Origin of the sequence: Maribacter sp. LLG6340-A2, assembly GCF_045057105.1 — a bacterium.
Taxonomy (GTDB): Bacteria; Bacteroidota; Bacteroidia; order Flavobacteriales; family Flavobacteriaceae; genus Maribacter.
Genome location: NZ_CP159332.1, coordinates 2321386 through 2335918, shown reverse-complemented (window position 1 = coordinate 2335918; position 14533 = coordinate 2321386). Strand labels below are relative to the sequence as shown.

The window sequence follows — 14533 nt, the reverse complement described above, 5'->3', positions numbered from 1 at the left end:
CTACATGACAGGCAGACTACTCCTTTTACTGGCATGTACTTTATTGAGCTGTAAAGATGGTGATACAAGTGTTAACACAAATGTGACAACACCTAATTTTCTGGTCATTATTGCAGATGATGCAGGTTGGAACGATGTAGGATATAACGGATCGGAAATACAGACTCCCAATATTGATTTCTTGGCAAAAAACGGTGTAAAATTAGATCGCTTTTATGTTAACCCTACCTGTTCCCCATCTAGGGCAAGTTTTTTGACCGGAAGACCGGCCAGCCGTATGGGCATAGTGGCGCCCATTAGCGGTAGAAGTGAAAAAAGTTTACCAGATAGTATTTTAACCCTTCCCAGTTTATTACAACAGCACGGGTATGAAACCGCTCTTTTTGGTAAATGGCATTTAGGTTTACAACCGGCAAGTGGTCCTAAAAAGTATGGATTTGATTATTCCTATGGCTTTTTACATGGCCAAATAGATCAATACACCCATAATTACAAAAACGGAGATCCAAGCTGGTATAAAAACGGAGCTTTCATTACCGAAACCGGTCATGCAACAGATTTAATAGGAAAAGAAACTATTAATTGGTTAAAACAATACCGGGATACCACCAAAAGTTTTTATATACAATTGGCCTATAGTGCGCCACATTTTCCCTTACAGGAAGAAGAGCAATGGCTAGGGCCGTATGCACAACAAATTACCAATACCTCTAGAAGAAAATTTGCGGCAGCCATGACACATATGGACGATAATATCGGCAAGATATTGGCTACGCTGAAAAATCAAAAATTATTAGAAAATACCGTGATTATTTTTATGAGCGATAATGGTGCTATGCAAAACTGGTACCCCACCAACCAATATGAAGGCAGACATGGACCCAATGATGTTTTAGGTGATAATAGTCCGCTAAAAGATTGGAAAACCTCTAATTATGAAGGAGCCATCAGAGTGCCTGCCCTAGTCTATTGGAAAGACAAATTAGAGGCCAGGACCGTTGCCAATTACATTTCAGTCATCGATGTAATGCCAACCCTACTGAAATTGGCGAAAATAGAGGATAAACCTTCTACAATAGAAGGGAAAAATATATGGTCCACACTTACACAAAAGGATACCCTTAACTCTATAATCTATGTAAGAGGGCATTTGCAGGAAAGTATCATTGAAAAACCTTGGAAACTCATAAGAACAAGACATTTAAACGCTGCCACTGATTATGAATTATATAATATTGAAATGGACCCGGAAGAGTCCATGAATATATTGAAAGAACATGAGGAAGTTGTTTCCAGGTTAATATCGTATATAGAAAACCAGTTTACATTAGATGATCAAAATGTCAACTTAGCTATTAAATAGTACTATGAAAAGAAATGCATTTACGATGAAACTCATAAAAGGATATGAGCAAGAATATAAAAAAAGACATGATGAGATTTGGCCCGAGCTTTCAGCGCTATTATCGGAAACCGGAATTTCAGAATATTCAATTTTTTTGGATGAAGCATCCTCTACCCTTTTCGCTTTTCAAAAACTAAATGAATCGTTTGACGAAGCGTTACTACCAAATCATCCAATAGTAAAAAAATGGTGGGCCTATATGGCAGATATTATGGAGACCAATAATGACAATTCTCCAAAATCAAAAGATTTAACCGAAGTTTTTTATATGGATTAGTACCTTTCTACCAACTAACGAACACCAAAACAATTCCATGAAACAACAATCCATTCTAATTTACATCACTCTTTTTTTCCTCATTATTTCATGCAAGGAAAAGGAAGCACAAGGACAAAAGGACGAAATTACTGATCATTCCGTACCGTCATGGGTATCTAAAGTAGGAGCGGCCGAAATAGATTTTGAGCAAAAGACCTACTCTGTAAATACATATGATGCAGTTAATGATGGTAGTGAATTAGCCACTAAAGCTATCCAGAAAGCAATAGATGAATGCGCTAAGCAAGGAGGTGGAACCGTATTTTTTGAACCTGGGGTATATTTAAGCGGGTCTATTTTTGTAAAGGAAGGGGTGCATCTACGTATTGATAAAGGTGTAGAACTAAGGGGAAGTCAACATATAGCGGATTATCAAGAAATAGATACTAGAATTGCCGGTGTAGAAATGAAATGGCCCGCCGCACTTATCAATGTGCGAAATGCAAATAATGTTCAGATAGATGGTGACGGATTGGTAAACGGACAAGGAAAAGTGTTTTGGGACTATTATTGGGACCTTCGTAAAAATGATTATGAACCACGTGGATTACGATGGATTGTTGACTACGATGCCAAAAGGCCCAGGACTATTTTAATATCCAATGCCAAAAACGTATTTCTAAAAGACCTCAACATTCAAAAAGCAGGCTTTTGGACCGTTCAAGTACTATATTCCGAACATATTACCGTTGATGGCCTAACCATACGCAACAACATTGGCGGTCATGGTCCAAGTACGGATGGTATTGATATAGATTCCTCAAAATATATATTGGTACAAAATTGCGACATAGACTGTAATGATGATAATTTTTGTTTAAAAGCCGGTCGTGATTGGGATGGACTTCGCGTAAACAGACCAACCGAATATGTGGTTATTAGAGACTGCATAGCTAGGGCAGGTTCTGGATTGGTAACCTTGGGCAGTGAAACATCGGGGAGTATTAGGCATGTATATGCATCTAACATTAAGGGGTTGGGCACCAAGAACGGACTCAATATAAAATCGGCAACCACCCGTGGTGGAACAGTAGAGGATATTTATCTAGAAAACATAGAAATGGATAGTGTGCGTACCTTTATGGAAGTCTCAATGAACTGGAACCCTACCTACAGCTACTCCAAATTACCGGAAGAATTTGACCCTGAAAATATTCCCGTACATTGGAAAAAGATGTTGAATACCGTAGAACCAGCAACAAAGGGCATACCTCATTTTAAAAATATCACGCTTAGAAACATCAAGGTTAAGGGAGCAAAGAAAGCTATTAATGTAAAGGGGCTAGAAAATTCAACGGTAGAACATATAACCTTGGATAATGTGCTAATAGAAGCAGAAACGGCGGGAAATATCAATTTCAGTAAAAACTGGTCGCTTAACAATGTGCAATTAAAAACAGTGGATGGGTCACAAGTTACTATTGAAAATTCCCCCGGAGTGGAGTTCCCACAAGCTACCTATGTATCGGATAAATAGAACAAATAAAGTTTAAGAGTATGAAAACGAATATCGTTCTGGCAATAGTGCTATCGGCCTTTCAGTGGAGTCAAACAGTATACAGTCAAGATAAAATAGACCGCTATGCATTGGTAAATAGACATAACGTAAACATCAAGACCGTAGACACTTTGGGTTCCCTAAATGTGGGCAATGGAAAATTTTCTTTTACGGTAGATGCTACAGGACTTCAAAGTTTTCCGGAACATTACCAAAATGGCGTACCCTTGGGAACCCAATCTGAATGGGGCTGGCATACTTCTCCCAATATCGAAAATTTCAAATTTGAAGAAGCGTTAAAAGCTTATGATTTTAACGGTAACCCAAATGCCCTCTATGCCATTCAAGATCGTGAAAACGAGCGCAACAATTCGGCATCGGATTATTTCAGGTCCAATCCACATCGCTTACAATTAGGTAATATAGGTTTGACTATTTTAAAGGCTGATGGGTCTGAAGCCCAACCCCATGATTTACAAAATATTGACCAAACACTTCATCTTTGGACTGGCCAAATAGAAAGTAAATTTGAAGTAGAAGGCTCACCCATAAAAGTACTAACGTACGCAAATGCAGAAACCGATGCTATTTCAGTAAAAATTGAGTCCCCCCTTTTAGCAGAAAAAAGAATACAATTAAAATTTAGATTCCCCTACCCTACAGGTGAATTTTCAGATAAGGGCACTAATTACACAACTCATGAAAAACATAGCACTACGGTGAACAGTAACCCGGGCAATGAATTGCTATTTACCCGTACCTTGGACAATGACCGGTATTATGTGTTGGTAAAACTTTCTAACCAAAGCAGTCTAACAAAAGTAGCGGACCATTATTTTCGCATAACCCCATCAACCTCAACATCTTTTGAAGCTACTGTATCATTCAATGAAAATGAACCAAAACATCCTATTCCTAATTTTAAAACGGTAACGGCAAACAGTAATAAAATGTGGAAAGATTTTTGGATGTCCGGTGGTGCCGTAGATTTTTCGGATTGTACCGATGAAAGAGCCTTTGAACTAGAGCGCAGAGTGGTACTTTCCCAATACCTAACACGTTCTCAATGTGCCGGTAACTATCCCGTTCAGGAAACCGGACTCACGTATAACAGCTGGTTTGGAAAACCTCATATGGAAATGTATTGGTGGCATACCGCCCATTATCCGCTTTGGGGGCGTACAGGATATTTGGAAAAAAGTATCGGCTGGTATTTTACCGCTTTTGAAGGCGCAAAAAAATTGGCTCAACGCCAAGGTTATGAAGGTGTACGATGGCAAAAAATGACCGATAATGAAGGGGGCGAAACATCATCAAATGTGGGCTCATTCCTTATATGGCAACAGCCACATGTCATTTACCTTGCCGAACTCATCTATAGGGACAATCCTACCGAGGAAAATTTAAATAAATATCAAAATCTTATTTTTGAAACTGCCAATTTTATGGCGTCCTATGCCAATTATGATGCTGAAAATGATAGGTATATTTTGGGCAAAGGAGTCATACCCGCACAAGAATGTTTTGACAAGCTTGAAACTTACAATCCGCCATTAGAACTTTCATATTGGAAATGGGCCTTGGAACGGGCTCAGGAATGGAAAAAAAGATTGGGAATGGACACAAATCCAAAATGGCAAAAAGTCATCGATAAAATATCGCCAATGGCAGAACAAAATGGTGTGTATCTAGCAGCGGAAAGTGTTCCCAATTCCTATTCCCCAACCAGTAAACATACCATTGACCACCCGGCCGTTTTAGGGGCCATGAGTTTTCTTCCACAGAACGATTATGTGGATATCCCCACAATGAACCGTACTTTTGATATCGTGGATAAGATTTGGAACTGGGACCATACCTGGGGGTGGGATTTTCCTTTGGAGGCCATGACCGCCACCAGATTGAACAGGCCAGAAGATGCCATTAAAGCACTTTTTAGGGACGAAGTGACCAACACCTACTTACCTAGCGGCCATAATTACCAAACCCCAAGATTAACCCTATATCTACCTGGAAACGGAGGATATCTTGCCGCAGTAGCAATGATGTGTGCCGGTTTTGACGGGAATACTATTAAAAATCCTGGTTTTCCAAAAGATGGTACATGGAACGTAAAATGGGAAGGATTGCATAAAATGCCATGAATCTAATTTGCTAGAAAGATTTGACCTTACAGATTACATTCACTGCACTGCTTTAAACTATTGGCAATAATTTTAGCATTGAAGTTGGCACCCTCTTCTCCTGTATGCGTATGGTCTTTGGGGAAAAAATGGGCCACCTTTTCTTTACCTAATGCTTGGTATTTTACCGCGAGACTATCGCTAATATTCAAGAAAATGGCATTTTCAGCTTTGGCAGCTTCTTGTGCCCATTTTACATAGGAATCCTTACGTTGTTCTACCATACCGCCAGGCCATTCATTCCGCACCGTTAAACTAAGTACAATAGGTATAGCGCCTTTTGCTTTCGTTTCCTTTATAAATTTTTTAATGTACCAGCCAAACGTATGTACCGTTTCGCGCCTACTATCTGGCCTGACCACTTCTTGTGTCTCATTGCCTATACCAGGTAAAGACCCTCTAAATTTAGCCTTGTCAACATTGCCAGCATCGTTATGGCCAAATTGAAGCAGTACAAAATCGTTAGGCTGTAGTTGTTGCAACACACTATCCCACAAACCCTGATACGTAAATGTTCTTGAGCTTCTTCCTCCCCTAGCCTTATTAATGACCTGCAAACGAGTAGTATCTAAAAAACTGGGTAAATGAACACCCCAGCCCACGGCATTTTTATCACCATTATCTGCCATGGTAGAATCGCCGACCAAAAATAAGTTTCTCTTTTTAGGTAAATTGATGGTAGGTTTTTCAAGTACAAAATCAACTAAGGAATTGGATGATCTTTTTAAGGCATCAATAATAACTTCCGATGCCATTACTGCACCTTTTGCACTTGTATGGGTATGATCATGAGTATAGAAATAAGTACCTGTTATTTTTGATTCACCCAAAGCTTCCATTCTCATGGCCATGGCTGTATTCAAATCAATAAAAGTCACCTCTTCCTCTTCTGCAATCTGTTTGGCCCATAGCCCATAACTAGTATTATTCAAGGGCACTTTACCATTCACCCATTTATTTCTTGGAATAGGCGACAATACAATAGGTATGGCACCTTTCTCTTTCGCTTCTGTTACCACTTTTCGTATGTACCATCCGTAGGAATGAACAATCTCGTGTTTACCGGTAAGTATATTATCAATTTCCTCGGTTTCATCTCCAATACCTTTAATAGTGCCACGTGCCCTATGATTATCATTAATGGGTCCGTCATCATTATGACCAAACTGTATAAGGACATAATCTCCTTTTTGAAGCTTTACATTTACGGAATCCCATAGTCCCAAATCTTGAAACGTTCTGCTACTGGTACCGCCCAAGGCATGATTTTCTACATTCACCTTTGTACTATCTAAAAACTGGCCAATAAAATCTCCCCAGCCCCAAAGTCCGCCAGCACCATCTCCTTGACCATTTTTAACCGTAGAATCACCTACCAAATACACCGTAGGTTTTTCTTTTCTTGCTGATGTACAATGAGATAATATCAAGCAAGAAAAAAGAATAAAAACGACGAATTTAATTTTATACATATCGATATCTATTTGGATTGCGCCCTAAAATCGAACAAAAGATTCATGGGTATACCTTCATCCCCACTTTTAATACGGATACTAGCAGGTTGACTATGGGGGCCGTGATGTTCAATGGGTTTAAAAGAACGCATGGCCGGTATTTCATATAAAAAAGAAATATCCCCAGCCGGAAATTTTGGTTGCGCATGACTACCGGGAAAGCCATTTTTAGGTTCGTCCGGTGTAAATAGCCTTAAAAACACTTTTTCAGATTCGCTGAACACTTTAAACCCTGTCCCGTTAGCTTTAAGTGCAGCGGCATACATGTTTGCATGGTAGCCTTTAAATTCCGGATACACCAGGTTTTCAAAGCTCTCTCCTGTTATGGTGTTGTTGTATTCTTTTTCCCATAGACCGTAGGTAGTACCTTTTATTCTGTTTTTCCATACCCGGTAAGGTCCTCTTCCCAACCATTTAATGCCCTCAACACCTTCCTCAGGGTAATGGAAAGAAATACCAAATGCGGTAATATTATCATCCACAAAAGCGCCATCAAAACCACTATTTCTACCTGCATTTTTAAGTGCTATCATTTGCATGTGCAAACGGCCATCTGGGTGCATGGTCCATTTTATGGAATGGATACCGCCGGTATAATTAATGATACAAATGGCATTTTGCCCTTCTGTACCTACCTCAACATTTTTTACCAATGCTTTCATACCAATAGGTTCTGGCCCATTAGAAAATGGTATGATCCCGTTTGTATTGTATACCTCTTTAATCTTGCCACTTAGCGCATCTAATTTCAAGCTTACTCCACCACCTGACAAAGTAACCTCATCATTAGATTTTACGACTTTGGCCTTAGGATTACCATTTTTAACAGATATAAATTTATGGCTATAATATGGGGCGTTGTGTATGGGCCATGTCCACGTATAAATTTCTTTATTAAATTGGTCATAGGCGGTTATCTCTAACCAATCTCCTTTAAAAAAATCATTGGTAACAGGGAGATGTACCTTACCAGTTTCCTTAGGCTCCAAATTAGGTGCTTTAAGAGTGCCTTCTTCAAGAATTTTAGGGGAGCTATCTGCATAGAAAGCATTTTCAGGCGCTTGAACAATACGGTATGTAAGAGCACATGTATTTAAGTTGGTATAGATATAATCATTCGTAATATAAAAAGTACCATCAAATTTTCGGGTAATTTTCATCGGAGCAAATTGAATGGGTGCCCAAACCTCCTTAACGGTAAAAAAGCTACCCTCTTTCTCTCTAAACGGACCTAAAATTCCGTCAGGTGCCAAAGAGCCTTTAGAATCATATAATTGCGGACCTTCCCAATCACTTCTACGAACCGCGGCATCACTAAATGCCCACATAAAGCCACCGGCAAAAAGTGGACTTTCCTTAAAATGATTCCAAAAATCCTCTAGTCCGGCTCCATGTCCATTATCATAAGTACCGTGCATAAATTCCGTTGGAAAAAATACATTTTCACCGTTTACAAACCGATGTACACCGGTCTGATACGCTGGATAATGGTGCGTATCCCACCCATCAAAATCTGACCATGGATGAATAACGATACGCTTCTGAGGGTCCAATTGGTAAAATAGGGAATCCAAATCGTAATTCCATCCGCCTTCATTACCATGGTCCCACATTAGCACTGATGGATGATTGACATCCCTACGAACCATTTCTGTAATTAATTTTGTACCTACTTCCGTATCATAACCATTTTGCCATCCTGCCAATTCATCCAATACAAAAAGTCCTAAAGAATCACAGGCTTCCAAAAAATGAGTGTCTGGCGGATAATGGTTGCGCACGGCATTCATATTCATTTCCTTTAACAAGTTGGCATCCATGATACTAATGCGCTTACTGGTACTTCTTCCAGACTCCGGCCAAATGGTATGCCTGTTGATGCCCTTCATGATAATTTTTTTTCCATTAACGTAGATACCATCCTTCTTAATGAATTCCAGGGTTCTAAATCCAATTCTTTTGGTAACATTATGAACGGTCTCCCCATTTTGTTGTAAACTGAAATGAAGGTCATATAAATTAGGGGTTTCAGGAGACCATGGGGCAATATTGCTGAATTTGGTTTTAAGATTAAAAGATGATTTTTTTGGATTGAGGATAAACACTTGGCTCCCTAATTTCTTAGTATCATTTAGCTCAGTCAAATATATTTCTATACTGCCTGTTTGGTCCACGTTTTCAAGCGTTAAATCCGAATGTACGGTACCATCCATTTTTGCATCAATGGCTACCTGTGCAATATGTGATTTTGGAGTTACCTCTAGCCACACCGGACGGTAAATTCCGCCAAACAACCACCAATCCGCTTTTCGCTCGGCGGCATTTACAGAAGCATTTGCAGAATGTTTGGACACATGCACCTCTAACAGATTATCCTCCCCGTAATTCAATAAAGTGGTAATATCGTACGAAAACTCATAAAAACCACCTTGGTGTATTTCCCCTGCACTTTTTCCATTGATTTTTACTTTAGTATCTGTCATGGCTCCACCAAAAACCAACGTTACCTTTTTTCCTTCCGTGGAAACTGGCACCATGAACGTATGTTTGTAAAAACCTTCTTCCTTACTGGGTTCTTTTAGATTAAGCTCTTTGTACCATCTACCATAGGTATATTCACCAAAACCTTCTAACTCCCAATGCGATGGCACATTTATGGTAGTCCATTGGTTACTGTTTCTACCGCCATTAACCATAAATTCCCATGTAACCGGGTGCTCAAAATCAACCCCGGAAAGATATATTTTTTCGGTTTCTTGAGCCGTTAATACGGTCAAGTTCAATAACGCATAAAAAAATAGAAAAGTTTTATTCATTAGAAGCGATAATCTAGTTGCCATCTGGTTTTATTGGTTCAAATCTTCTGCTCATAGGCAAGGTCCATGACGTAACCTTGTTAGGAAATGCGGGGTTGTACTTGGGTATGTTTTCTTTCAAATACGATCCCATGGACAAACCTTGTTTCTTGATGTCCTGAATAATGCACAATGCAATTTCATTGGCTCCAAAAGCGTTGAAATGCGTATTATCTTCCAAGGCGGTATCTTGTCCTGGAAAGGTATGTGCAGGATATTGTACAAAAGCTTTTCTAGAAGCCTTGTCACCCCAACTTTGATAAAGCGTTGTTGTAATTTTTGTAAGATCTATTAAAGGAACGTTCATCTTTTCAGCAACGGCACGTACCGCATTAGGATAATCTCCATGTGTTGGTTTTAGCTTTCCGTCCTCACCAAAAAAGCGGCGTTGTACTGGGGTCAATAAAATAGGGATTGCCTCTTTTTCTCGAGCGGCTTTTATGAATTCCATTAACAATTGTGTGTAATTGAGCCACGGACCATCATTAACTCCTTTCTGTTTTTGGTCGTTATGTCCAAACTGTATTAAAAGATAATCACCTTTTTGTAACAAGGATTTTATTTTTTCCGAACGGTGGCTCCCTTTAAAAGAACTTAAAGAAGCCCCTGAGTATGCATAATTTGCTACGACCGACTCATTGGTGAAATAATGCGTAATGAATTGCCCCCAAGAGGCCCAAGGTTCCAAGTCTTGGTCCGTCACGGTAGAATCTCCGGCTAAAAAAATATTAGTGATCTCTGTAATTGGAGTAATTTCTATGGCACTCACAGTAGCATTTCCCAGAAATTCCAAGGTAAGTTTGTTATCCCAGTTCAAATAGGTGAGTTCCCGTTCTTTTAAAATGATTTTCTTATCGTCTGAAATTTTGGGCGTACGAATATTAAGCACAATAGATTTGAAAAATGTAGTATTTGGTTGCACCAAAGTATCTAACATTAGCCTTCGTGATTCTGCCTTTAAAACCATCGTAGATTCCACATTAGAAGCTAGAAAATCAATTTTTACCTTATAGTTGCCTTCAGGTACTCTAACAGAAAAATAAATAGGTGCGTTATCGCCATTGAACCCCATGTCATTAATCTGAACATTTTTTGCAGTATCAAAATCGAACCCATAACCATTTTCATTTGAAAAAAGCTGGGCTGTATCAACTAGCAAATCCGTGCTTTGTAGAGTTTGTTTTCCGAACCTAAATTTTAAATCGGCATCAAGGGATTGGGCTTTTACCATCCATGGCAGAACAGTTAATATCAGGATAATTTTCTTTACTAAAAAATGTACGTATGAAACTGGCAATGGTTTATTTTTTCTAAAAATACCGGGTATTTAAAAAAATGCCATCCTGTACTATACGGTAATGTTCAATACGCAATTAAAGTATTAAACAGAATTGCGTTCAATGTATTTAAACACATTCTTCACCTTCTCTTTTTTATTCTTTAGCACCATATAGGCTGCAGTTTCTCCCATGGTCTTAAAATCTGTACTGATAACGGTAATACCCAATAGACTTTTTAACGGGGTGTCATTATACGAAATAATGCCAATATCCTTGCCTAAAGTCAACTCTTTAGCGTTTACCTGCTGTACCAATTTCACCAAGTCCATTTCCTCAATAGTAATGTAAACATCTCTACTGCTCAATTCCATGTCCTCATAGATTTCATCTAAAATTTCATGGTCAAAATTATGCTGTCCACAAAATTGGACAAAGCCCCTTAAAATTCTTCTGGGATATGGAAAAACAGATTTTTGCGGATAGACCAGAATAAGCTTATCATACTTTCTTAACCTTTCAATTCCTTCAATCAAGGCATTATAAATATCATTTTGAAAATCTTGATAGATAGCGCCATAATTACCCTTAATTTGGGGTTTATCATTATCAAGAATGATTAATTTATCTTTTGGTATACGTTCCAGTTCTTTTAAGGTATCATCTGTAAAACTAACATGTTCTAGCCTTTCATTCTTAAAATGGGTCATAATGACATAATAGTCAAATGACCCCAAGTTCTTTTGGATTTCCAAAGCAAAAAGGGTTTCATCGCAATGGTAAATAGATAAAGTAACATGCCCATCTACCCCAATACCATCTACAAAGGAGTTGTAAATTCGCATTTTATACGAGCTAGGCTTGTTGATTAAAAAGAAAATATTGATTTTGGAGATTAGATCCGTTTTGGCCGTATAAAAACCTTTTCCTTTAACCGATACAATGACCTTTCTGTTCTTTAATTCCCTATAAGCCTTTTCTACGGTATCCCTAGATAGATCACAATACTCGCTCAACTCATTGATTGAAGGTATTTTATGACCTATTTTTAATTTGCCCTTAGAAATGTCCGCAATGATAGATTCTACAATTTGCTTGTATTTAGGTACTCTAGAAGTTTCATTTATGATTATATTCAAGTGCTCGGCCATTCTATGGAATAAGGAAAATTAACAGTTTAACCTATTTAAGATAATTTTTGTGAAAACTAAATAGAATAATATGAATCCTATATTAAATAAAGTATAAAAATAGTCATCAACATCAATTAAGTACCATAACACTACAGGACAGCTAAAAAAACTTGTTCTCCTATCTTTGAATTAATCATAATAACACTAAGCAATCCAAGATGCAAAAAAACTTTAAACACGTTAATTACCTTTGGGATGAAGAAAAAGCCGCTCAACTAGGTGATGACCAAGTTGCCCTGTTTCTATACCGCTCTAATATATTAGGTGCAGATTTAAGAATTACGAACTACGGAGGTGGCAATACCAGTTGTAAAACCATAGAAAAAGATCCATTGACCAATGAAGATGTTGAGGTAATGTGGATAAAAGGCTCCGGAGGAGATATAGGTACATTGACCAAAGCAGGTATTGCAGGGTTGTATACCGAAAGATTGCGCGACTTGAAAAATGTATATGGTGGCCTGGAAGATGAGGACCGTATGGTGGGCCTCTTTAACCACTGTATTTATGACCTGGACAGTAAAGCACCTTCTATTGATACGCCTTTACATGGTCTGCTTCCTTTTAAACATATAGACCATCTGCACCCAGATGCTTTAATTGCGGTAGCCGCCGCTAAAGATAGCGAACAGGTTACTAAAGAAATTTGGGGAGATACCATGGGGTGGGTTCCTTGGCAGCGACCAGGTTTTGATTTAGGGCTTCAGTTAGAGAAATGTTTAAATGAAAATCCAGGAATTCGCGGTATTGTTTTAGGCAGCCACGGACTCTTTACATGGGGAGATACTTCGTACGAGTCGTATATAAATAGTTTAGAGGTTATTGAAATGGCCTCAGAATATATCGAAAAAAAGATCAAGGAAAAAGGAAGTGTATTTGGCGGACAAAAAGTAACCTCCCTACCTGCCGATGAGCGAAAAGAAAAAGCGGCCCAATTAATGCCATTATTACGTGGGTTATGTTCATCTGAAGCAAGAATGATCGGACATTTTAATGATAACGATGTAGTTCTTGAATTTATAAACAGTAATGATTTAGCACGTTTGGCCCCAATGGGTACTTCTTGTCCCGATCACTTTTTACGTACCAAGATCCAGCCTTTAGTATTAGATTTAAAAACCGATGAAGATTTAAGCGATACCGATGCCATTCTTAACAAATTGAATCCATTGTTCGAAAAATACAGGCAAGAGTATAAAGATTATTATAACACGTGTAAGAAAGATAATAGTCCGGCAATACGTGATGCCAACCCTGTAATCATTATATATCCTGGCGTGGGTATGTTCAGTTTTGCAAAGAACAAACAAACCACTAGGGTCGCCAATGAGTTTTACGTTAACGCTATAAATGTCATGCGTGGCGCGGAAGCTATTTCGGCATATACTTCTTTACCAAGACAAGAAGCCTTTGATATTGAATATTGGTTGCTAGAAGAGGCCAAGCTACAGCGCATGCCAAAAGAAAAACCGCTTTCAAGGCGCGTTGCCTTTATAACAGGTGCTGGTGGCGGTATTGGTAAGGCCATTGCAGATAAATTGGCAGAAGAAGGCGCAAATGTGGTATTAAGTGATATTGCGGAAGATAGATTGCAAGAAGCTGTAGGCACCTATGCCCGTGATGTTGCAAGCTACGCTGTTTGTGATGTGACAAAAAGTGAATCCATTGCTCAAGCCTATAAAAAAGCTTGTTTGGATTTTGGTGGTATAGATATCATTGTCCACAGTGCGGGCTTGGCCATTTCAAAACCGTTGACAGAAACATTAGATGCCGATTGGGACATTCTACAAAATGTACTGGTAAAAGGACAATTTGAATTAGCTAAACAAGGTGTTGCTATTTTGCGCAAACAGGATTTAGGTGGCGATATCATAAACATTGCCAGTAAAAACGGATTGGTTTCCGGTCCTAATAATGTAGGGTATGGTACTGCCAAGGCCGCACAGCAACATATGTCGCGCCTTTTGGCGGCAGAATTGGCTACGGATAAGATAAGGGTCAACGTAGTAAACCCAGATGGCGTAATAGTAGGTAGTAAAATTTGGGAAGGTGACTGGGCCGAAGGTCGTGCAAAGGCTTATGGCATTAGTGTAGAAGAATTACCCGCACACTATGCAAAAAGAAATCTATTGAATGAAATTATATATCCTGCAGATATTGCCAATGGTGTTTTTGCACTAGTAGGCATCTTGGATAAATCTACGGGAAACATCATAAATGTAGATGGCGGAATGGCCAATGCATTCGTAAGATAGTAATTGAGTGAGTGAGTGCAGACCTGTTGGTTTA

General features: G+C 38.8%; 9 protein-coding genes. 5 read left to right on the top strand and 4 right to left on the bottom strand.

Going from position 1 to position 14533, the window contains the following annotated elements:
* Positions 1-4: 4 nt before the first annotated feature.
* From ABVM52_RS09840 to ABVM52_RS09825, 4 genes are read left to right on the top strand one after another with little or no spacing between them, the layout of a single operon-like run.
* Complete coding sequence (locus tag ABVM52_RS09840; protein ID WP_405380012.1) at positions 5-1363, top strand: sulfatase-like hydrolase/transferase; 1359 nt, start codon at positions 5-7, stop codon at positions 1361-1363.
* A 4-nt stretch (positions 1364-1367) separates the two neighbouring features.
* Complete coding sequence (gene rhaM, locus ABVM52_RS09835; protein WP_405380010.1) at positions 1368-1682, top strand: L-rhamnose mutarotase; 315 nt, start codon at positions 1368-1370, stop codon at positions 1680-1682.
* Between the two features lie 37 nt (positions 1683-1719).
* Complete coding sequence (locus ABVM52_RS09830; RefSeq protein ID WP_405380008.1) at positions 1720-3201, top strand: glycoside hydrolase family 28 protein; 1482 nt, start codon at positions 1720-1722, stop codon at positions 3199-3201.
* Between the two features lie 20 nt (positions 3202-3221).
* Positions 3222-5366, top strand: a complete 2145-nt coding sequence (locus ABVM52_RS09825) for a hypothetical protein (protein WP_405380006.1) — start codon at positions 3222-3224, stop codon at positions 5364-5366.
* A gap of 26 nt (positions 5367-5392) precedes the next feature.
* Here the strand turns inward: ABVM52_RS09825 and ABVM52_RS09820 are convergent, their stop codons facing one another.
* From ABVM52_RS09820 to ABVM52_RS09805, 4 genes are all read right to left on the bottom strand, one after another.
* A complete protein-coding gene (locus ABVM52_RS09820) occupies positions 5393-6877 on the bottom strand; it encodes a rhamnogalacturonan acetylesterase (RefSeq protein WP_405380004.1) in 1485 nt (494 codons plus the stop codon).
* Positions 6878-6885: 8 nt separating this feature from the next.
* A complete protein-coding gene (locus tag ABVM52_RS09815; RefSeq protein ID WP_405380002.1) occupies positions 6886-9759 on the bottom strand; it encodes a glycoside hydrolase family 2 TIM barrel-domain containing protein in 2874 nt (957 codons plus the stop codon).
* Positions 9749-11005 carry a rhamnogalacturonan acetylesterase gene (locus ABVM52_RS09810; RefSeq protein ID WP_405380000.1) on the bottom strand — a complete coding sequence of 419 codons (1257 nt, stop codon included), beginning with the start codon at positions 11003-11005 and terminating at the stop codon, positions 9749-9751. Before ABVM52_RS09810 ends, ABVM52_RS09815 begins: the two co-directional genes overlap by 11 nt.
* Before the next feature lie 150 nt (positions 11006-11155).
* Positions 11156-12202, bottom strand: coding sequence for a GntR family transcriptional regulator (locus ABVM52_RS09805; RefSeq protein ID WP_405379998.1), 1047 nt, complete (start codon positions 12200-12202; stop codon positions 11156-11158).
* Positions 12203-12402: 200 nt separating this feature from the next.
* Between ABVM52_RS09805 and ABVM52_RS09800 the strand changes: the two genes are divergently transcribed.
* Complete coding sequence (locus tag ABVM52_RS09800; protein ID WP_405379996.1) at positions 12403-14499, top strand: bifunctional aldolase/short-chain dehydrogenase; 2097 nt, start codon at positions 12403-12405, stop codon at positions 14497-14499.
* Positions 14500-14533: the final 34 nt, after the last annotated feature.

Bases quoted from the DNA above. Each gene is read 5' to 3' on its own strand.
- ABVM52_RS09840 (WP_405380012.1), top strand. From the start codon at position 5: ATGACAGGCAGACTACTCCTTTTACTGGCATGTACTTTATTGAGCTGT.
- rhaM (WP_405380010.1), top strand. From the start codon at position 1,368: ATGAAAAGAAATGCATTTACGATGAAACTCATAAAAGGATATGAGCAA.
- ABVM52_RS09830 (WP_405380008.1), top strand. From the start codon at position 1,720: ATGAAACAACAATCCATTCTAATTTACATCACTCTTTTTTTCCTCATT.
- ABVM52_RS09825 (WP_405380006.1), top strand. From the start codon at position 3,222: ATGAAAACGAATATCGTTCTGGCAATAGTGCTATCGGCCTTTCAGTGG.
- ABVM52_RS09820 (WP_405380004.1), bottom strand. From the start codon at position 6,877: ATGTATAAAATTAAATTCGTCGTTTTTATTCTTTTTTCTTGCTTGATA.
- ABVM52_RS09815 (WP_405380002.1), bottom strand. From the start codon at position 9,759: ATGGCAACTAGATTATCGCTTCTAATGAATAAAACTTTTCTATTTTTT.
- ABVM52_RS09810 (WP_405380000.1), bottom strand. From the start codon at position 11,005: ATGGTAAAAGCCCAATCCCTTGATGCCGATTTAAAATTTAGGTTCGGA.
- ABVM52_RS09805 (WP_405379998.1), bottom strand. From the start codon at position 12,202: ATGGCCGAGCACTTGAATATAATCATAAATGAAACTTCTAGAGTACCT.
- ABVM52_RS09800 (WP_405379996.1), top strand. From the start codon at position 12,403: ATGCAAAAAAACTTTAAACACGTTAATTACCTTTGGGATGAAGAAAAA.